General features: G+C 73.1%; 12 protein-coding genes and 1 riboswitch. Of the genes, 7 read left to right on the top strand and 5 right to left on the bottom strand.

Annotated elements, in window-relative coordinates; all coding sequences use genetic code 11:
• Positions 1 to 264: 264 nt before the first annotated feature.
• The 3 genes from OG552_RS22380 to OG552_RS22370 are packed head-to-tail and all read right to left on the bottom strand — an operon-like array spanning position 265 to position 5,379.
• Positions 265 to 1,473 carry a VWA domain-containing protein gene (locus OG552_RS22380; protein WP_329135645.1) on the bottom strand — a complete coding sequence of 403 codons (1,209 nt, stop codon included), beginning with the start codon at positions 1,471 to 1,473 and terminating at the stop codon, positions 265 to 267.
• Complete coding sequence (locus OG552_RS22375) at positions 1,466 to 4,276, bottom strand: DUF5682 family protein (protein WP_329135644.1); 2,811 nt, start codon at positions 4,274 to 4,276, stop codon at positions 1,466 to 1,468. The genes OG552_RS22380 and OG552_RS22375 overlap by 8 nt, the downstream gene beginning before the upstream one ends.
• Positions 4,273 to 5,379, bottom strand: a complete 1,107-nt coding sequence (locus OG552_RS22370; protein ID WP_329135642.1) for an ATP-binding protein — start codon at positions 5,377 to 5,379, stop codon at positions 4,273 to 4,275. The genes OG552_RS22375 and OG552_RS22370 overlap by 4 nt, the downstream gene beginning before the upstream one ends.
• 140 nt (positions 5,380 to 5,519) lie before the next feature.
• Here OG552_RS22370 and OG552_RS22365 point away from each other — a divergent pair, with 140 nt between their 5' ends.
• Positions 5,520 to 6,851, top strand: a complete 1,332-nt coding sequence (locus OG552_RS22365; RefSeq protein WP_329135640.1) for an SWIM zinc finger family protein — start codon at positions 5,520 to 5,522, stop codon at positions 6,849 to 6,851.
• A 102-nt stretch (positions 6,852 to 6,953) separates the two neighbouring features.
• A complete protein-coding gene (locus OG552_RS22360) occupies positions 6,954 to 8,576 on the top strand; it encodes a DUF5691 domain-containing protein (RefSeq protein ID WP_329135638.1) in 1,623 nt (540 codons plus the stop codon).
• A gap of 316 nt (positions 8,577 to 8,892) precedes the next feature.
• Here the strand turns inward: OG552_RS22360 and OG552_RS22355 are convergent, their stop codons facing one another.
• Positions 8,893 to 9,303 (bottom strand): cobalamin B12-binding domain-containing protein, encoded by a 411-nt coding sequence (locus tag OG552_RS22355; RefSeq protein ID WP_329135636.1) that lies wholly within the window; start codon positions 9,301 to 9,303, stop codon positions 8,893 to 8,895.
• A gap of 340 nt (positions 9,304 to 9,643) precedes the next feature.
• Between OG552_RS22355 and OG552_RS22350 the strand changes: the two genes are divergently transcribed.
• Together OG552_RS22350 and OG552_RS22345 are read left to right on the top strand one after the other, a co-directional pair.
• A complete protein-coding gene (locus tag OG552_RS22350; RefSeq protein WP_329135634.1) occupies positions 9,644 to 10,573 on the top strand; it encodes a lipase family alpha/beta hydrolase in 930 nt (309 codons plus the stop codon).
• A 139-nt stretch (positions 10,574 to 10,712) separates the two neighbouring features.
• Positions 10,713 to 12,218 (top strand): M23 family metallopeptidase, encoded by a 1,506-nt coding sequence (locus tag OG552_RS22345; RefSeq protein ID WP_329135632.1) that lies wholly within the window; start codon positions 10,713 to 10,715, stop codon positions 12,216 to 12,218.
• A gap of 253 nt (positions 12,219 to 12,471) precedes the next feature.
• Here OG552_RS22345 and pcrA read toward each other — a convergent pair whose 3' ends face one another.
• Entirely contained in the window at positions 12,472 to 14,943 is a 2,472-nt protein-coding gene (gene pcrA / locus OG552_RS22340) for a DNA helicase PcrA (RefSeq protein ID WP_329135631.1), read from the bottom strand.
• Between the two features lie 313 nt (positions 14,944 to 15,256).
• Here pcrA and OG552_RS22335 point away from each other — a divergent pair, with 313 nt between their 5' ends.
• From OG552_RS22335 to OG552_RS22325, 3 genes are all read left to right on the top strand, one after another.
• Positions 15,257 to 16,396 carry a C40 family peptidase gene (locus OG552_RS22335; RefSeq protein WP_329135629.1) on the top strand — a complete coding sequence of 380 codons (1,140 nt, stop codon included), beginning with the start codon at positions 15,257 to 15,259 and terminating at the stop codon, positions 16,394 to 16,396.
• A 161-nt stretch (positions 16,397 to 16,557) separates the two neighbouring features.
• Positions 16,558 to 16,711, top strand: a riboswitch (cyclic di-AMP (ydaO/yuaA leader).
• 7 nt (positions 16,712 to 16,718) lie between these two features.
• Positions 16,719 to 17,783 (top strand): C40 family peptidase, encoded by a 1,065-nt coding sequence (locus tag OG552_RS22330; protein ID WP_329135627.1) that lies wholly within the window; start codon positions 16,719 to 16,721, stop codon positions 17,781 to 17,783.
• Positions 17,784 to 18,243: 460 nt separating this feature from the next.
• Positions 18,244 to 19,311, top strand: a complete 1,068-nt coding sequence (locus OG552_RS22325) for a C40 family peptidase (RefSeq protein ID WP_329135625.1) — start codon at positions 18,244 to 18,246, stop codon at positions 19,309 to 19,311.
• Positions 19,312 to 19,404: the final 93 nt, after the last annotated feature.

The following is a 19,404-nucleotide window of genomic DNA, read 5'->3' as shown; positions in this document are numbered from 1 at the left end:
TCTCCCTTTTCCCTGGATTTCCCGAGAATGCGGTGTCGCGCCGGCTGCTGCCGCCCGAAGTACGGCGCTGCCTGCACGGGTCCGACTCGAAATGTGACTGATCTGCCTGGGCGTGCCGCTACGGGCAGGGCGACTGCACTGTCACAGGGAAGCGCACACGGTGACCGAGTACGCGGCATGTCCGCATTGCAGGTTATCGCCGCGCACGGTGGGGGCCTAAATCGCAGCTCACATGTGCGCGGTGAGAACGGTCACAGCGGCGGCTCACTTCTCGGGCACCGGCAGCGGGCGCTTTTCTATCGCGGCGGCCATCACCTCGGGAAAGAGGTCGGGCGTGCAGGCGAAGGCGGGAGCGTCGAGGGCGGCGAGCGCGGCGGCGTGCTCATGGTCGTACGCCGGCGCACCCTCGTCGGACAGCGCGAGCAGTGCCACGAACTGCACGCCGGACGCCTTCATCGCGGCCACCCGCTTGAGCATCTCGTCGCGGATCCCGCCCTCGTAGAGGTCGCTGATCAGGACGACCACGGTGTCCGCCGGGCGGGTGATGAGCGACTGGCAGTAGGCCAGTGCGCGGTTGATGTCGGTGCCGCCGCCGAGCTGGGTGCCGAACAGCACGTCGACCGGGTCGTCCAGCTGCTCGGTGAGGTCCACCACGGCGGTGTCGAAGACGACCAGCTTGGTGGCGATGGACCGCATCGAGGCGAGCACGGCGCCGAAGACGGAGGCGTAGACGACCGAGGCGGCCATCGAGCCCGACTGGTCGATGCAGAGCACGACGTCCTTCTTCACCGCGCGGTCGGCCCGGCCGTAGCCGATCAGCCGCTCGGGCACGATCGTGCCGTGCTCGGGCAGGTAGTGCTTGAGGTTGGCGTGGATGGTGCGGTTCCAGTCGATGTCGCGGTGGCGCGGGCGGTTGACCTTCGCGGAACGGTCCAGGGCGCCGGTCAGGGTGGCCCGCGTCTTCGTGGCGAGGCGCTTCTCCAGGTCGTCCACCACCTTGCGGACCACGGCCCGCGCGGTCTCCTTGGTGGTCTCGGGCATCGCCTTGTTGAGCGACAGCAGGGTGCCGACGAGGTGGACGTCGGCCTCGACCGCCTCCAGCATCTCCGGCTCCAGCAGCAGCGCGGACAGGCCGAGCCGGTCGATGGCGTCGCGCTGCATGACCTGGACGACGGAACTGGGGAAGTACGTGCGGATGTCGCCGAGCCAGCGGGCGACCTGCGGGGCGGAGCCGCCGAGGCCGGCCGAGCGCTCGCTGCCGCGTGAGCCGCCGGCACCGCCGCCACCTCCGTAGACCGCGGTGAGGGTGCGGTCCATCGCCGCGTCCCTGCCCGCGAGTTCGCACCCGGTGCCGTCGGCGGGGCCGCCGCCGAGGACCAGCCGCCAGCGGCGCAGGCGCTCGTCGGCGTCAGCACGTACGGGGGTCGTGGGTCCGGGTGCGGGTGTGGGTGCGGTGGGTGTGCTCTCAGGCATCGTGGCGCTCCCCCAAGTGGTGGGCCGGGTGGGCCGGGTGGGCCGGGTCGCGTACTGCGCGGCCGGGTCCGGAGATCCGGTCACGGCCGGGGTACGGGCCGGGATGCGGACCGGGATGCGGACCGCGATCCAGGTCCCGATCAAGGTCGGGATCAAGGTCGGGAGCGTCGGGATCCAGGTCGAGATCGCTCAGGTCGCTGGTCGTGGTGGCGCCGAGCAGCAGCCGGACCGTACGCAGCGCGGCTCGCGCGCGGGGCTGGTCGATGCCGGCGCCGAAGCCGGGCAGGCCCGCTTCCGCGGTGGTGTCCCGGCGCCGGCCGGCCGCGGTCGGACCGCGCCGCACCAGCTCGCCGACCGACCGCCGCACGCCGGGCTCGAACTCCGCGAACGTCCGCCGCAGCAACGGCAGTACGTCCGTGAACGCCTCCCCCGGCACCCCCGCGAGCCAGCCGTCCACCAGCCCGAGGAGCCGTTCGTCGTGCACCAGCAGCATCCCGCCGCCGGCCAGGAACCCCTCGACCCAGCCGGCCGCCTCCAGCGGTCCGGTCCCCGGCGACAGCGCCAGCCCCATCAGCCGCGCCACCTCCTCCGCCGCGAGCCGCCCGTCGTCCAGCAGCAGCCGCGCGGCGGCGCCCCGCAACAGCCCGGGTATCGCCCCGTCCCGCTCCGCCAGCGCCCGCAGCATCCCGGCCCACCGCTCCCGCAGATCATCCGGCTGCCCTCCGGTGGCACCCCCCGGGTCCACCGCCCCACGGGCATCCCCGGGAACAGAAGCCGCGACCGTGCCCCCCGCGCCAGCCGCGCCTGCCCCGGCCGGCTGCCCGGCCACGGGCGAGGGGCCACCCGCCAGCGCGCCGGCGGCCGAAGGCCCGTCCTCGTCAGCGATCGGCACCGCCTCGGGGCGCCCGGCGCCGCCTGCCCCGGCCGACCGGCCGGCCACGAGTGACGGGTCACCCACCACCGGGCCGGCATCCGCAGGCCGGGGCGGAGGCGGGAGGAGGGCTATCGCGCGGTGGACCGCGTCCAGGTGGGTGCGCAGGGCCGCCGCACCGTCCGCGTCGAGGCCGACGCAGGCCGGGGGGAAGCCGACGCAGATACGGCGGGCCAGGCCCTCGGCGACGCGGGCGAGGGCTGCGGAGTCGGTACCGCGGACATCGCCGTAACGGACCGCGCGGACCAGCGCGGGAAGAGCCGCGGCGAGGTGGGAGACGTCCGCGTCGAGGGCGGCGCGGTCGGCGAGCACCCGCATGACGATCGGCAGCGCGTCGGAGAGCGCGGCCAGCAGGCACCGCTCGGCGACCGCCGTGACCTCGGCGAGCGCAGACGCGTGGACGGCCTGGTCCTCGGCGCGGGCGGTGGCCGCCGCTTCCACCGTGGTGCCCCAGATGCCTGCCTCGGCGACCCGGATCGCCAGCTCCGGCTCCCAGCGCAGCCGCCAGGTCTCCCGGAACGTGCCCTTTCCGTCGCGGCCCGCGGCCGGCTCGCCCCAGTCGATGCCGAGCAGCCGCAGCCGGTGCAGCAGCCGGCTGCGCGCGGCATCGGTGTCCTTGCGCAGGTCGAGCTCCAGTTCGCGCTCCAGCGCCTCCGGCTTCAGCCGCAGCCTGCGCTGCTCGCGGGCCAGATCCCGGGCGAGCGGCACCGCGGGTGCTTCCGGCGGCACTTCGCCCAGCACGTCCCCGACGACGAGCCGGTCCTGGATCAGCGCCAGCGGTACGTCCGAGCCGTCGCACATCACGGCCCTGACGGCGTCGGTGGTCTCACCGAGCCCGGCCAGCGGACGGCCGCGCATCACCGCGAGGGTGTCGGCCAGCCGGACCGCCTCGATGACGTGCGCCGAGGACACCGGGAAGTCCTCCTCCCGGAGCAGCCCGGCGACCTTCGTCATCCACCGGGTGACCGGTCGGTCCGGCGCGGCGAACAGGTGCCCGTACCAGCCCGGCGAATCGATCCCCGCCCCATAACCGCTGGCCCGCGCCAGCCGCCGGTGGGTCCACGGCACCCAGGTCGTCTCGACCTTCGCCTTCGGCAGCCCCTTGAGCAGCTGCCGGTCGGCTGCGGCCGTCGTCCTCACCCCGAGCGCGGGCACGTGCCAGGCCCCGCACACCACCGCGGTCCGCCCGTGCGCCCGCCGGGCCTCCCTCATGCGCAGCCGCATATGGGCCTCCCGCAACGGGTCCTGGCTGTGCCCGCCGTCCCCGTACCTCTCCCGGATCGCGGCCATCGCCTCGGCGAGCGCTTCGAACGGTGCCAGCGCGTCGGCGTCCTCCCCCTGGTGCTCGACGGCGTCCTCCCACCACCGCTCCGGGTCGTCGTACCCAGCGGTTTCGGCGAGCACGGCCAGCGGGTCCACCCGAACCGCCGCCGCGGCCTCGTCCGGCTCGTCCGCCTCCTCCGCCTCGCCCGGCGCGTCCGCTTCGTCCGGGCCGCCCGGTGCGTCCGCCTCCTCCGCGACCGCGCGCATGGCCAGGGTGTTGGCGGCCGGCAGATCGATGAACCGCACCTCGACCCCGGCCTTCGCCGCCCACCGCATCGCCACCCACTCCGGCGAGAACTCCGCGAACGGCCAGAAGCCGGCCCGCGCCGGATCGTCCGTCACATGGGCGAGCAGGGCCACCGGCGGCCGCATCGCGGGGTCGGCGGCGAGCGCGGTCAGCGCGTCGGCCTCCGGCGGCCCCTCGATCAGCACCACCTCCGGCCGGTACGCCTCCAGGGCCGCGCCGACCGCCCGCGCCGAGCCGGGGCCGTGGTGCCGCACCCCGAGCAGCACCAGGCCGGCCGCTTCCTCCGTCGTGGGCGTGCTCATACGGACACCTCGCGGCAGGCGCGGTAGAAGTCCTTCCAGCCGTCCCGCTCGCGGACGACCGTCTCCAGATACTCCTGCCAGATGAGGCGGTCCGCGGCCGGGTCGCGGACCACCGCGCCGAGGATGCCGGCCGCCACATCGCCCGCGCGCAGCACGCCGTCCCCGAAGTGGGCGGCCAGCGCCAGGCCGTTGGTGACGACCGAGATCGCCTCGGCGGTGGAGAGCGTGCCCGACGGCGACTTGAGCTTGGTGCGGCCGTCCTCCGTGGTGCCGGAGCGCAGTTCGCGGAAGACGGTGACGACCCGGCGGATCTCGTCGGCGCCGCGCGGCGCCGCGGGCAGGTCGAGGCCATGGCCGAGCTGGTCGACCCGGCGGGAGACGATGTCCACCTCGTCCTGCGCGGTGGCGGGCAGCGGCAGCACCACCGTGTTGAAGCGGCGGCGCAGCGCGCTCGACAGGTCGTTCACCCCGCGGTCGCGGTCGTTGGCGGTCGCGATCAGGTTGAAGCCGCGCACCGCCTGGGTCTCGGTGCCCAACTCCGGTATCGGCAGCGTCTTCTCGGACAGGATGGTGATCAGCGAGTCCTGCACGTCGGCCGGGATGCGCGTCAGCTCCTCCACGCGCGCGATCCGCCCCTCCGCCATCGCCCGCATGACCGGGCTGTGCACGAGCGCGGCCCGGCTCGGTCCGTTGGTGAGCAGCTGCGCGTAGTTCCACCCGTACCGGATCGCCTCCTCCGGGGTGCCGGCCGTGCCCTGCACCAGCAGGGTCGAGTCGCCGCTGATCGCCGCGGCCAGGTGCTCGGAGACCCAGGTCTTGGCGGTGCCGGGCACGCCGAGCAGCAGCAGCGCCCGGTCGGTGGCCAGCGTGGTGACCGCGACCTCCACGATGCGGCGCGGGCCGACGTACTTCGGAGTGATCACGGTGCCGTCCGGGAGCGCGCCGCCGAGCAGATACGTGGCCACCGCCCACGGCGACAGGTTCCAGCGGGCCGGGCGCGGCCGGTCGTCCGCCGCGGCCAGCGCGGCGAGCTCGTCCGCGAAGGCTTCCTCGGCGTGCGGACGCAGTGCCTGCTCGGCCGGTGCGGCCGTCGTTCCGGTCATGGACTTCCCCCCACTCGCGATGCCGGACCCCCTCGGTCCGTGCTGCTCTCCACCTTGCACCCGACCACTGACAATCGGTCACCCAGCGCTATTTCGGCAGGTCAGAGTGATTGTCAGTGGTGGGTCCTACCGTCGATGGCATGGAGACGGAAGCACGGTGGACAGCGGATCAGGTGCTCGCGCTCGCACCTGACGCCGCATCACGCAAGGCGGGCGCGCGGCTTGCCACGCCCGCGCCGTGGACCGGCGCGGGGACGGCGGGGACAGCGGTGTGGGGGCTGTGCAAGGGCAGCGGCAGCAAGCCGTACCAGACGGCGGTGGACGTGCACGGTCCGGCGTTCCGCTGCACGTGCCCGAGCCGGAAGTTCCCCTGCAAGCACGCGCTGGGGCTGCTGCTGCTCTGGGCGGAGGGCGCGGACGGGCCGGTCGCCGCCGCCGCGGAGCCGGACTGGGTGGAGCAGTGGACGTCCGCACGGCGGAAGAAGACGCAGGAGGCGCAGGCGGCGCCGGCGAGGGCGGCCGGTCCCGCCGATCCGGACGCGGCCAGGAAACGGGCCGACCGCCGGGCGGTGCGGGTGGAGGGCGGCGCCGCGGAGTTGGAGCAGCGGCTGACGGATCTGCTGCGCGGTGGGCTCGCCGGGGCGGACCGCGGCAGTTATCAGCAGTGGGACGAGATCGCGGCCCGCATGGTGGACGCGCAGGCACCCGGTCTGGCCCTGCGGGTGCGGGAGTTGGGTTCGGTGCCGGCCACCGGGGGCGACTGGCCGTCGCGCATGCTGGAGGAGACGGCGCTGCTGCATCTGCTGGCCCGCGGTTTCCTCGGCCGTGAGGGGCTGCCGGGTCCGCTCGCCGAGACGGTGCGGGCCAGAATCGGCTTCACCGTCGACTCCGCGGAGCTGCTGGCGGGTCCGACCGTGCGCGGCGAGTGGCTGGTCCTGGCTCAGTACGACTCGGCGGACGAGCGGCTGACCACCCGCCGGATCTGGCTGTACGACGAGGGGGCGGCCCGGTTCGCGCTGCTGCTCTCCTTCGGCGCGGCCGGCCGGGCACCCGAACTCACCTTGCCGGTCGGCGCGTTGATCGAGGCGGAGCTGGCCTATCACCCTTCCGCCCTTCCCCTGCGTGCGGCTCTCGGCCCGCACCGGGCCCTGACGGCCCGTCCGGACACCGCCCCGCGCGGGACGGCGATCGGCCCGGCGCTCGCCTCGTACGGCACGGCTGTCGCCGACGACCCCTGGCTCGACAACTGGCCGGTCCTGCTCTCCGACGTCGTTCCGCTGCCCGGACCGGACCGGTGGCAGCTGGCCGACGCGTCCACCGACGACGCCCTGCCCATCACCACCCCGGCCCCCTGGCGGCTGGCCGCCCTCTCCGGCGGCCACCCCCTCACGGTCTTCGCCGAACTCGGCCCGTCCGGCCTGCGCCCGCTGGCCGCCTGGCCCCCGGACGCGCCCGAGCCCATAGCCGTCTGAGCCCGTCCGGGCGGGGGGCGACCCGGCCCGCGCACGCGCGCGGCGGGAGACAGGACGGCGCGGACCGGCCGCGGTGAGCGCACCACATCACGAGGGGGAGACATGAGGGGGAGAACGGAGACCATGGACATCACCTGGGACGACCTGGTGGGCAGCGCCCTGCTGGGGACGGAGCGGCGGCGCCCGGCGGGCGTGGTCGGCGACGCGGAGGAGGCAGCCGCCGGGCTGCTGGACGCCGCGGCGGGCGGAGTGCTGCGGCGGCGGGCCGGTGCACTGCCCGGATCCGCCGGCGAGCGCCCCGCGCCCGCCCCGGAGGACCGGCGCCCCGGGCTGCCGGAAGCGGCCCGCAGCCGCCTGGCGCAACTGCTGGCGGACCGGACAGGGGACGGCGGCCGGGGACGGCGGGGCGCCGCCCCGAATCTGGCCGAACTGCTGCCGCAGTGGCTCTCGGTGGCGCGGAAGGAGGGGTATCGGGCCCCGCCGGCCCTGCTCCCCGCGCTGCTCGACGCGGCCAGGGCCAGGACCGACCTGCGGCCCGACGCCCTCGCGCTGGCCGGACCGCGCGGACTGTGGCTGGCCGCGCTGAATCCGGACTGGAAGTTCGCGCTGCGCGCCGGCCATCCAGGGGCGGCGACCGGCGATCCGGAGAACGCCCAGGAGACGCGGCGCCTATGGGAGGAAGGGCTGTTCGCCGAGCGGGTGGCGCTGCTGACCCGGCTGCGTCTCACCGACCCGGCCGCCGCGCTCGCCCTGCTCGCCGCCACCTGGCGCGGCGAACGCGCCGAGGACAGGCTGATGTTCCTCGACTCGCTGCGTACCGGCCTGTCCGCCGCGGACGAGCCCTTCCTGGAGGAAGCCCTCGCCGACCGCAGCCGCAACGTCCGGGCGACGGCCGCGGAGTTGCTCTCCGCGCTGCCGGGTTCCGCGCTGGCCGGGCGGATGGCGGCCCGGGCCCGCAGCTGCGTGTCGCTGTCCGGCGACAGCATCACGGTGGAAGCGCCGTACGCATGCGATCCGGCGATGGAACGGGACGGGGTGGCGCCCAAGCCGCCGAGCGGACGGGGTGAAAGAGCCTGGTGGCTCGGGCAGTTGGTGGACGCGGCACCGTTGGCGACGTGGCCGGCCCGGCTCGGTGGCCGCACCCCGCAGGAGATCGTCGCCCTGCCGGTGCTGGACGAGTGGCAGCCCGATCTGCACGCGGCCTGGTGCCGGGCCGCGGTCCGGCAGCGGGACGCCGACTGGGCCCGGGCGCTGCTGGGTCCGCCGCCCGCGCCCACCGCCCCGGTCGTGGCGGTCGGTGACCCGGCGAAGCTGCTGTCCATCCTGCCGAAGGCCGAACGCGCCGCGTGGGTCGCCGACTTCATCGAGGCGCACGGCCTGTCGGAGGCGTTCCAGATGCTCGGGGTGTGCGCTGTGCCGTGGGCGCCGGAGCTGGGCCGGGCGGTGGTGGACGCGCTCGACATCGCGCGGGACGCGGGGAGTTACCCGTGGAGTTTCAGCGGCGTGATGGGCCTGGCCGAGCGCTGCCTCGACCCGGGCGCGGCCGAACAGGTCGCGGTGCTCAGCGCCGCCGCGGAGGAGTTGCCGGACGGCGCGCCCGGAGCGGCGGTCTACTGGTCGGAGGCGTTCCAGCGGCTCACCGGCACCTTGCGGCTGCGGGCGGTGATGCTGGCGGAGCTGCGCGGCATCCCGGGAACGCGCACCCCGGAAGGAGCCGCGCCATGACGAGCCGGGCACCCGCCGACCGGCCGAATCCCCGCCACCCCGGCGACCCGGTCCGCTTGCGCGACGCGTGGCCAGGCAGCAGCCCAGCCCTTTCACGCCGCGCAGACCCCCGGGCAGCTCAAACCGCCCCCATCAGCCCAACGCGTGCGGCTCCGGCCGGTGGTCCGGGCACGGCACCAACAGCCCCCGTCCGCCGGTGACAGAGTGCGGCGCCATCTCAGGGAACTCAGCCGCCCCCGCCTGTTCAGGCGGTCGGACCACGCGAGCGGTCCCACCCACCCGCTCAAACCGCCATCCGCTCAAACCGCCACGCGGCTCACGCCGCGGTCTGGTGGATGTTCTCGTTCACCCAGTCGACCACGGCACCGGTCGTCGTGCCAGGTGTGAAGATCGCGGCCACCCCGAGCGCCTTGAGCGGCGGGATGTCGGCCTCCGGGATGATGCCGCCGCCGAAGACCTTGATGTCGGCCGCGTCGCGCTCCTTGAGCAGCTCCAGCACCTTGGCGAAGAGCGTCATGTGCGCCCCCGAGAGGATGGACAGGCCGATCACATCGGCGTCCTCCTGGATCGCGGTGTCGACCACCTGTTCGGGCGTCTGGTGCAGGCCGGTGTAGATGACCTCCATGCCGGCGTCCCGCAGCGCCCTCGCGATGACCTTGGCCCCGCGATCGTGGCCGTCGAGCCCCGGCTTGGCGACCACCACGCGGATCGGTCCGGACACTCCCATCACTGCCTCCAAGGCATACGGCTCACGGGCTGGGGACCGCGGCGCCAAGGGGCGTACCACGGTGTGAACGAACGTTATCGCCCGTAACGGGGAGCCGACAGTTTTACCAGCGCATCGGAGGGGGAAATCACATACTGAGAGATGGGACAGAACGGAACAGCCAGGACGATCCGGACGAGGGACACGCCCGGACGTCCAGAGCTTCTCAAGGAGCCGCCGACAGGACGCCGCGCCACCGCGCCCGCAGCCGCAGGGCGCGGCGGTGCGGCCTCCCCTCCGGCTCCCGCTGAAGGCGCCGCAGGATCGATGACGACCTGCGGCCCGCCACGGGAGGTGGGCCATGACCGTCAAGCCGTCCGAGGCCGATCCGGGAGCAGATCCCGGCAATCAAGGCCGGCCGGGTGACGAGCCCGGCCATCAGGGCCTCTGGCACCACGGCGCCGACCTGGCCCGGGTGACCGCCATTGACCTTGCCGTTCTCGCCGGCCACCTGCTGCTCTACCCGACCGGGATCCTGCCCGAGCGCGTCCCCGGCTCGCCCGCCCCGGCGGACGAGCACAACGAGCGCGACGGGCACGACGGGCACGACGAGCACGACGAGGACACCCGGGAGAGCCCGCCGAAGGCGCTGCCCAAGGGCAGGGCCCACCCCCCGGTGCTGCTGCTGCACGGCTTCGTGGACAACCGCTCCGCCTTCGCCCTGCTGCGCCGCTCACTGCTGCGCAACGGCTGGACCCGGGTCCAGGCCCTCAACTACTCCCCGCTGACCAGCGACATCCGCACCGCCGCCGAGGCCCTCGGGCCTCATATCGAACAGATTTGCGAACAGTCGGGCCACCGGCGGGTCGACATCGTGGCGCACAGCCTCGGCGGCCTGGTCGCCCGTTACTACGTGCAGCGACTCGGCGGTGACGCCCGGGTGCGGACCCTGATCACACTGGGCACCCCGCACACCGGCACCAAGGCGATCCCGGCGCTGGCCCCGCACCCGCTGGCCCGGCAGATGCGGCCGGGTTCCGAGGTGCTGACCGAGCTGGCCGCACCGGCGAAGGGCTGCCGGACCCGGTTCGTCGCCTTCTGGAGCGACCTCGACCAGCTGATGATCCCGGTGGAGGCGGCGCGTATCGAACACCCCGATCTGCGCACCGAGAACATCCAGGTGCGCGGAATCGGACATCTGTCGCTGCCGGTGCACGGCTCAGTGGCCGCTGAGGTGCGGGAGGTGCTCTCCAAAGCGGGCCCGATGCGGCACGCGGCGGACGCCGCCTAACGGATCCATAACGGTCGAATATCAACCGAACACCGGGCAAGCCGGGCGCCAGGTTTCGGCGGGAGATTGTGGCGCCCCCGTACGGGCAGCTACAGTCGCCGCTAATTCTCCTGCTGCCGAGGCGAAAGAGAAGTTGGCGGTGACCGAAAGTCCCCTGTCGGGGTACTCCCCCGACAACTACGACGCTTACGGGTACGACGCTTATTCCACCGGCGCCTACCAGACCGTCGGCACCGCATTCGCCGAAGACGCGACGGGCACCTACGGGTACATCCCGCAGCAGCCCGGCTCTCCGGTCCCGCCCGAGCAGCAGTACCAGACGTACGACCAGACCCAGACCCAGACGACCTACGGGTACGGGTACGGGAGTTACGACGCCGGCTACGACCAGACGGGCACGTACGCCGCCTACGACCCCTACGCGTACGGCGACGCCACGGCGACCGCGCCGGCCGGCGCGGCCACGTACTACGACACGGGGTCGTACGACACCAGCGCGCTCTGGCAGCCCGAGCAGCAGACGCAGCCGAACCAGCAGCCGGCCCAACCCACCGCGCAGCCGGCGGAGTCGGCGCAGTCGTACCCGCAGACCGACTGGGACTCCGGCGCCTACCCCGCTTACGGGTACGGCTACGGCTACGACTCCAGCGGCGACACCGGCGTCTACGAGCAGGTGCCGACCGCCTACGGATACGCCTCGCTCCACGAGGAGCCGGCCCCGGCCGCGCCCGGCAGCGACTACGCACCGGACGCCGAGCCGTCGCCCGTCCGCGAGCTGGCGGACCAACTCGTCGAGGACGTGGACCTGTTCACCGCCGAGTTCGCATCGGTCGGTGCCGACGCGGAGCCGGAGCGGCACGACTACGCGGCCGACGGCGACGAGGGTTTCGGACCTGACGAGCCGGCCGCCCGCAGCAGGCGCCGCAAGCCGGCGAAGCGTTCGGCGCTGCTCAGTGTGGCGGTGCCGTCGGTCGCGGTGATGGGGGTGGCCGCGGTCGGTGCGGCGGCGGTGGCCGGGGTCGGCATGGCCCAGGACGCTCCCAAGGCCCAGGCGGACGGCCAGAGTCAGGACACCGCGGCCAACGTGCCCACCACGCAGCTCGACCGGCAGCTCGCCGGAGTCAGCCGGGACGCGAGCGACTTCGCGGACCGCGCCAGCAGGACGCAGGAGCGGATCGACCTCAAGGACCGTCAGGCGGCGGCGAAGAAGGCCGCCGCGGCGGCCGCCGCCCGCAAGGAGGCGCTGCGGCCGAAGTTCCTGCTGCCGGTGAAGCAGAAGGGGCTGAGCGCGTACTTCGGGCAGGCGGGCGTCAACTGGATGGCGCTGCACACCGGGATCGACTTCCCGGTGCAGGTCGGCACGCCGGTGATGGCCGCGACGGACGGCACGGTCCGCACGCAGTGGAACAGCTCCTACGGCAACATGGCGATCGTGACCGCGGCCGACGGGACGGAGACGTGGTACTGCCACTTGAGCAGTACGAAGATCCGTTCCGGCAAGGTGAAGGCGGGTGACGTCATCGCGTACTCGGGCAACACGGGCAATACGACCGGGCCGCACCTGCACTTCGAGGTCCGGCCGGGTGGGGGGTCTCCTATTGACCCGCTGCCGTGGCTTCTGGCGCATGGGTTGGACCCACGCTGAGCGTTGCACTGGGCTGAGCGGGTGCCTCCGGCGGTGGGCGCGGGCGGTGCCTGTGCCGTGGGCTCGCGCCCCAGGCGGTCCTGCCCCGTCCTGCTGGTGACTCGGCGCTGCGCCGTCGTGGCTTGTCGCGCAGTTCCCCGCGCCCCTTCGGGGCCCGAATCCGTCCGCCGCCACACGTCCGCCGGTGGGGGGTTGCTCGCGCAGTTCCGCCCCCAGACTTCGTCCGGGGGGACCCCCAGCGCCCCTTCGGGGGCTAGAGCTTTTGGACGGGGGCGTAGCGGAGGAGGAGTTGTTTGGGGCGGTCGTCGCCGAAGTCGATCGTCGCTTTTTCGTCGCCGGGGCGGCCGGTGACCGCGATGACCGTGCCGAGGCCGAACTGGTCGTGGGTGACGCGGTCGCCGACCGCGAGGGAGACGACGGGGCGGTTGCCCGAGGCGCGGCGGGTGGCGAAGCCGCTGGTGGCGCTGCCGCGGGCGGACAGCGTGGAGGAGAGCGACGCCGCCGCCTTCGAGCCGGCGCTCGGGCCCGCTCCGCCGGCCGAGGCCCCCGCCGACGAACCCGTCCGCTTCCACTCGATCAGGCTCGCCGGAATCTCCTCAAGGAACCGCGAAGGCGGGTTGTACGAGGGCTGCCCCCACGCGCTGCGCATCATCGCGCGGGTCAGATAGAGCCGTTCGCGGGCGCGGGTGATGCCCACGTACGCCAGGCGCCGCTCCTCCTCCAACTCCTTGACCTGCCCCAGCGCCCGCATGTGCGGGAAGACGCCGTCCTCCATGCCGGTGAGGAACACCACAGGGAACTCAAGGCCCTTGGCGGTGTGCAGGGTCATCAGCGTGATGACGCCGCCGGATTCGGCGTCGTCGTCCGGGATCTGGTCGGAGTCGGCGACCAGCGCCACCCGTTCCAGGAACTCGGCCAGCGTGCCGGGCTCGTCCTCCGCCCGCTCCTGCTCGAACTCCAGCGCGACGGCGGCGAGTTCCTGCAGGTTCTCGACGCGGGTCTCGTCCTGCGGGTCGGTGGACGCCTGCAGTTCGGCGAGATACCCCGTGCGTTCGAGCACCGCTTCCAGGACGACGGCGGGCCCGGCGCCGGACTCCACGATCGTCCGCAGCTCGTCCATCAGCGTGTTGAACCGCTTCACCGCGTTCGCCGAGCGCGCCGCCATGCCGTACGCGTCGTCCACCCGGCGCAGCGCCTGCGGGAAGGAGATGCGCTCGCGCAGCGCGAGGGCGTCGATCATCGCTTCGGCGCGGTCGCCGATGCCGCGCTTGGGCACGTTGAGGATCCGGCGCAGCGGAACGGCGTCCTCGGGGTTGGCGAGCACCCGCAGGTACGCCAGGACGTCCCGGACCTCGCGGCGCTCGTAGAAGCGGACGCCGCCGACGACCTTGTACGGCAGGCCGACCCGGATGAAGACCTCTTCGAAGACACGGGACTGCGCGTTGGTGCGGTAGAAGACCGCGACGTCACCGGGACGGGCGTCGCCGGCGTCGGTGAGCCGGTCGATCTCGTCGGCGATGTACTGCGCCTCGTCGTGCTCCTGGTCGGCGACGTAGCCGACGATGACCGGGCCGTCACCCGACTCGGTCCACAGGTTCTTCGCCCGGCGGCTCGCGTTGCGCTCGATGACGGCGTTGGCGGCCGAGAGGATGGTCTGGGTGGAGCGGTAGTTCTGTTCCAGCAGGATGGTGCGGGCCTGCGGGTAGTCCTCCTCGAACTGGAGGATGTTGCGGATGGTCGCGCCGCGGAAGGCGTAGATCGACTGGTCCGCGTCACCGACCACGCACAGCTCGGCGGCCTCGTCACCGGTGCCGACCAGCTCGCGGACGAGGGTGTACTGGGCGTGGTTGGTGTCCTGGTACTCGTCCACCAGGACATGGCGGAAGCGCCGCCGGTAGTGCTCGGCGACGTCCGGGAACGCCTGGAGCAGGTTGACCGTGGTCATGATGATGTCGTCGAAGTCCAGCGCGTTGGCCTCGCGCAGCCGGGCCTGGTACATCGCGTACGCCTCGGCGAGCTTCTTCTCGAAGGGGTTCTCCGCCTGTCCGGCGAAGGTCTCCTCGTCGATCAGCTCGTTCTTGAGGTTGGAGATCTTGGCGCTGAACGACTTCGGCGGGAACTGCTTGGGGTCCAGGTCCAGATCCCGGCAGACGAGCGCCATCAGCCGCTTGGAGTCGGCGGCGTCGTAGATCGAGAAGGACGAGGTGAAGCCGAGCACCTTGGACTCGCGGCGCAGGATGCGGACGCACGCGCTGTGGAAGGTGGAGACCCACATGGCGTTGGCGCGCGGGCCGACCAGCTGCTCGACGCGCTCCTTCATCTCGCCGGCGGCCTTGTTGGTGAAGGTGATCGCCAGGATCGCGCCGGGGTGGACGTGCCGGGCGCCGAGCAGATAGGCGATCCGGTGGGTGAGCACCCGGGTCTTGCCGGAGCCGGCGCCGGCCACGATGAGCAGGGGTCCGCCGGCGTGCTCGACCGCGGCGCGCTGCTGCTCATTGAGCCCTTCGAGCAGCTGCGCGGGGTCGGTGGCGGGGCGGGCGGCGCCGTCGCGGTAGTGGGCGTCACGCGGCGGCGGCCCGTCGAAACGGTCGCCGAACAGGTCGTGCGGTACGTCCTCGGCGCCGGGCCCGTCGTCCGGCTCCGGCGGCTCGGGGGCCGCGGCGTCGGCGGGGCCGTGGGCGGCTTCGAGACCGGCCAGGAAATTGTCGTCAAAGAGGCTGCTCATCGCCTACCGAGTCTAGGCGCCCGCACCGACACTCTTCCCCGGTTCGGCAGGAGCCGCTCGCCGGGGCCCGGCGCACCCCCGGCCGCTCCCCCGGCCACGCCACCGGCCGCTCCCCCGGCCACGCCACCGGCTCCCCCGGCCGCTCCCCCGGCCACGCCACCGGCGTAGCCCCGGCAGCACGCTCCGTGACGATATGGCCCCTTCGGCAAAACATTACGAAAAGGTATCGGGCCTATCGGACACCCCCCTTCCCAGCGCCCCCGCGCTTTGGCTACGGTGCCGCACCAGGCAGAGCGTCCCGAAGGAGCCCGCCATGGCCACACACCGTAAGGCGCGTACCGCGCTCCTGAGCGCCCCCGGCCCGCGTGCCGCGGTGGGCATCACGACCGCGGCGCTCGCCACCGTGACCCTGATGACCGAGAGCGCGAGCGCGACGCCGGCGCCCGGCAAGCCCGCGCAGCCGTCGATCAGCGAGGTCAAGGCGAAGGTCGACTCGCTGATGCACCAGGCCGAGGTCGCCACCGAGAAGTACAACGGCGCCAAGGAGAAGCGGGACCAGCAGAACGCCACCGTCAACAAGCTGCTGGCCCAGGTCGCCCGGAAGACGGAGACCCTCAACGAGTCGCGCCGGGTGCTCGGGACGTACGCGGCGGCGCAGTACCGCGGCGGCGACACCACGACCACCCGCTACCTGACGGCGCCCGACCCGCAGGCGCTGGTGGACCAGGTGCACCTGACCAAGGTGATGGCCGACCGGCAGAAGTCGGCGATGCAGTCCTTCCGGACGCAGCAGGCGGCGGCGACCAAGCAGCGGGTCGAGGCGGCCAAGAGCCTGCAGACGCTCACCACCCGCCAGACGGAACTGAAGACGGCGAAGGCGGACGTACAGAGCAAGCTCAGCCAGGCGCAGCACCTGCTCAACACCCTCACCGCGCAGGAGAAGGCGCGGCTGGCGGCGCTCCAGGCCAAGCAGGAGGCGGAGGCCAAGAAGAAGGCCGCGGCGCTCGCGGCGGCGGAGAAGGCGAAGGCCGCCAAGGCGGCGGAGCTGGCGAAGACCACGGCGGGCTCGAAGGGCGCCGACGCGCCGACGACGCCGGCCAACTCCTCCATAGCCGACCAGGCCATCGCCTTCGCGCAGAAGCAGCTCGGCAAGCCGTACGTGTGGGGCGCGACCGGGCCGGACTCCTTCGACTGCTCGGGGCTGACGCAGGCGGCGTACAAGGCGGCCGGCATCACCTTGCCGCGGACCACCTACGACCAGGTGAACGTCGGCACCCGGATCTCCGAGGCGGATCTCAAGCCGGGCGACCTGATCTTCTTCTACAGCGACGTCAGCCACGTCGGGCTCTACATCGGCGGCGGCAACATGATCCACGCGCCGCACACCGGCACGGTCGTCAAGATAGCGCCGATCACCGAAATGCCCTTCTACGGAGCCGTTCGCCCGTATTGATCCGTGGCGGTCCGTGGCCATCCGCACCAAGTCCAGCACAACCGGTAAGATCACAAAGCGATTTCGGTCACATTGCGATCCAAACTTCCCAACTCGTGCAGAAGTTGACTACGGTAGCCCGCTAGATGGTCGGTTCTCCGTCCGGTGCGATTGCCGGCAACCCACCACCTCCGCTCAATCCGGCCCCGGCCGGAGCCGGGGACCCACCCAGCACTTCGGGGTGAATCGGGACAGATACCGCAAGGTGTCAGGACCGTAGGGCGACTTCCCGCCCGAACCCGTCAGCTAACCCGGTCGGCGGTTCACGGAAGGAGTCGCCTTCGTGGCGTCGCACCGCAAGCCGCGTACCTCCATGCTCGCCACGACCGCCCCCCGTGCGGCGGTCGGCGTCACCGCGGCGGCCCTGGCATCGGTCACCCTGCTCAGCGAGAGCGCGAGCGCCACCCCGGCGCCGGCCAAGCCCTCCATCAGTGAGGTCAAGAAGCAGGTCGACAGCCTCAACCAGCAGGCGGAGGTCGCGACGCAGCAGTACGACCAGGCCAAGGAGAAGACCGACACCCAGCGGGCCACGGCCAACCAGCTGCTCGCCCAGGTCGCGCAGAAGACCGAGAAGATGAACGAGACGCGCCGCGTCCTGGGCCAGTTCGCCAGCGCCCAGTACCGCAACGGCGGTATCGGCGCGACCACCCAGCTGATGCTCTCGGACAGCCCCGACGCCTTCCTTGAGCAGAACCACATGATGGACCGGCTCTCCGCCACCCAGGAGGAGGCGCTGCAGACCTTCAAGGTGCAGCAGGAGCAGGCGTCCATACAGCGGGCCCAGGCCAGCGCCAGCCTCAGCGCGCTGACCACCGCGCAGAACAAGCTGGCCACCGAGAAGAAGAACGTCTCCGCGAAGCTCGCCGCGGCCCAGAAGCTGCTCAACACGCTCAACGCCGAGCAGCGCGCGAAGCTCGCCGCGATGAGCCGGCCGCCGGCCGCCTCGACGAGTGCGAAGTCCTCCGGCGGTTCGGCCCCCACGTACACCGGCCCCGCCACCGGGCGGGCCGCCGCCGCGATCCAGTTCGCCATGGCGCAGCGCGGCAAGCCGTACGCCTCCGGTGCCACCGGTCCCAGCTCGTACGACTGCTCCGGGCTCACCCAGGCCGCCTACCGCGCGGCGGGCATCACCATCGGCCGCACCACCTGGGACCAGGTCAAGGACGGCACGGCGGTCTCCGAGTCGCAGCTGCGGCCGGGCGACCTGGTCTTCTTCTACTCCGGCATCAGCCACGTCGGCATCTACATCGGCAACGGCCAGGTCGTGCACGCCCCGCACACCGGAGCGGTCGTCGAGGTCGCCCCGATGAGCTGGATGCCCTTCGCGGCAGCGCGCCGTATCGCCTGACCTCCTTTGGGCCGGCGCCGGGGCGGCGCCGGGGCGGTCCGTCCGCTGTCTTCCTGTCCGGCTGCCGGTTTCCGGCCGCCGGACACTCTCCGTCCGCCTGCCGCAGCGCCCGAGCCCTCTGCCCGCGGCGTGCGACCCGGCTGCCGTAGCACCCGAGCCGCGACCGCGCGGCCGAACCGGCGCTTCGGTCGGCGCGCGGGCCGATCCGGGCGGGTCACCCGTCGAACGGCGGTCGGTTCCGGTCGCCGGCGGGCGAAAGGGGGCAGTGCCGGTCTCTGTGCCCTGGCCTCCCCCGCACCGGGTTTAGCGTCGCATCGCAGGCGACCGACCCCACCGCCGTCCATCCGTACGGCGGCCCGGTCGCCTCCGCCGAAGGCCCGGCGGTGGCCCGCTCCCCCGTGCGGGCGCCGCCGGGCCGCCGACAGGGCCCTTCAAGCCCCCGGAAGGAGTGACGGCCGCCATGGCCTCACACAGTCGCGACCCGCACTTACGCATGTCCCGCTCGCTCGTCTCCCGCGCCGCCTGCACGCTGGCCATCGCCTCGGCCGCCTCGGCCGCGCTCTTCGGGGAGACCGCCCAGGCGGACCCGGCGCCCACCACGCAGGAGGTCAAGGCCCAGGTCGACGCGCTCTACCACGAGGCCGAGCAGGCGACCGAGCAGTACAACGGCGCGAAGGAGCAGGCGGACACCGCCAGGGCGGCGGTGGACGACCTCCAGGACGAGCTGGCGCGCAAGACCGCGAAGCTGAACGCGACCCGGGACACCGTCGGGGCACTGGCCGCGGCGCAGTACCGAAGCGGCGGCATCGACCCCGCTCTGCAGCTGGCGCTGAACGCCACTCCCGACACCTATCTCGACCGGGCCGCCACGCTCGACCGGCTGGGCGCACGGGTCACCACCGCGCTGACGCAACTCACCGGCCAGCAAAGGGACATCGAGCACACCAGGGCCGAGGCGGCCGGCCGGCTCAGCACCCTGCGCAGCGCCCAGGACCGGCTCGCCGCCCGCAAGCAGACCGTCCGGGCCAAGCTCAGCCGGGCGCAGGAGCTGCTGGCCCGCCTCACCGCGGCCGAGCGGGCGAGGATCGAGGCCACGGACGCCGGCGCCGCCCCGGGGGCATCCACCCGCGGCACCGTCCGCCCGCCGCTGACGGCCGGCGCCGCCGCCGCGCCCGCCTCCGCCCGCGCCGCCCAGGCGGTCGCCTTCGCGTACCGCTCCCTCGGCCTGCCCTACGTCTGGGGCGCCACCGGCCCCAACTCCTTCGACTGCTCGGGCCTCACCCAGGCGTCGTGGCGGTCGGCGGGGGTCTCCCTGCCGCGCACCACCTACGCCCAGGTCAATGCCGGCGCCCGCGTCTCCCTGTCCCAACTCCGGCCGGGCGACCTGGTCTTCTTCTACTCCGGCCTCAGCCATGTCGGCATCTACATCGGCAACGGCCGGATGATCCACGCCCCGCACCCCGGCGCCCCGGTCCGTATCGCCCCCATCTCCGAAATGCCCTTCGCCGCCGCAGTCCGCCCCGCCTAGCGCGGCGACGGCGTCTCTCCGGGCCCGCGTTTGCTCAGGTTTCGCTCAGAAGAGGTGTACGCGGGACCCGGGCAGCGCACCATACGGGCAGGA

This window comes from Streptomyces sp. NBC_01476 (assembly GCF_036227265.1).
In the GTDB taxonomy this organism is placed as follows: Bacteria; Actinomycetota; Actinomycetes; order Streptomycetales; family Streptomycetaceae; genus Actinacidiphila.
Note: the sequence above shows the minus strand (reverse complement) of the source record. Positions and strands in the feature narration are given on the sequence as shown.

Excerpts from the sequence above, each read along its gene's own strand:
- OG552_RS22335 (WP_329135629.1), top strand. The coding sequence starts at position 15,257 with ATGGCCACACACCGTAAGGCGCGTACCGCGCTCCTGAGCGCCCCCGGC.
- OG552_RS22370 (WP_329135642.1), bottom strand. The coding sequence starts at position 5,379 with ATGACCGGAACGACGGCCGCACCGGCCGAGCAGGCACTGCGTCCGCAC.
- OG552_RS22380 (WP_329135645.1), bottom strand. The coding sequence starts at position 1,473 with ATGCCTGAGAGCACACCCACCGCACCCACACCCGCACCCGGACCCACG.
- OG552_RS22365 (WP_329135640.1), top strand. The coding sequence starts at position 5,520 with ATGGAGACGGAAGCACGGTGGACAGCGGATCAGGTGCTCGCGCTCGCA.
- OG552_RS22355 (WP_329135636.1), bottom strand. The coding sequence starts at position 9,303 with ATGGGAGTGTCCGGACCGATCCGCGTGGTGGTCGCCAAGCCGGGGCTC.
- OG552_RS22375 (WP_329135644.1), bottom strand. The coding sequence starts at position 4,276 with ATGAGCACGCCCACGACGGAGGAAGCGGCCGGCCTGGTGCTGCTCGGG.
- OG552_RS22360 (WP_329135638.1), top strand. The coding sequence starts at position 6,954 with ATGAGGGGGAGAACGGAGACCATGGACATCACCTGGGACGACCTGGTG.
- pcrA (WP_329135631.1), bottom strand. The coding sequence starts at position 14,943 with ATGAGCAGCCTCTTTGACGACAATTTCCTGGCCGGTCTCGAAGCCGCC.
- OG552_RS22350 (WP_329135634.1), top strand. The coding sequence starts at position 9,644 with ATGACCGTCAAGCCGTCCGAGGCCGATCCGGGAGCAGATCCCGGCAAT.
- OG552_RS22325 (WP_329135625.1), top strand. The coding sequence starts at position 18,244 with ATGGCCTCACACAGTCGCGACCCGCACTTACGCATGTCCCGCTCGCTC.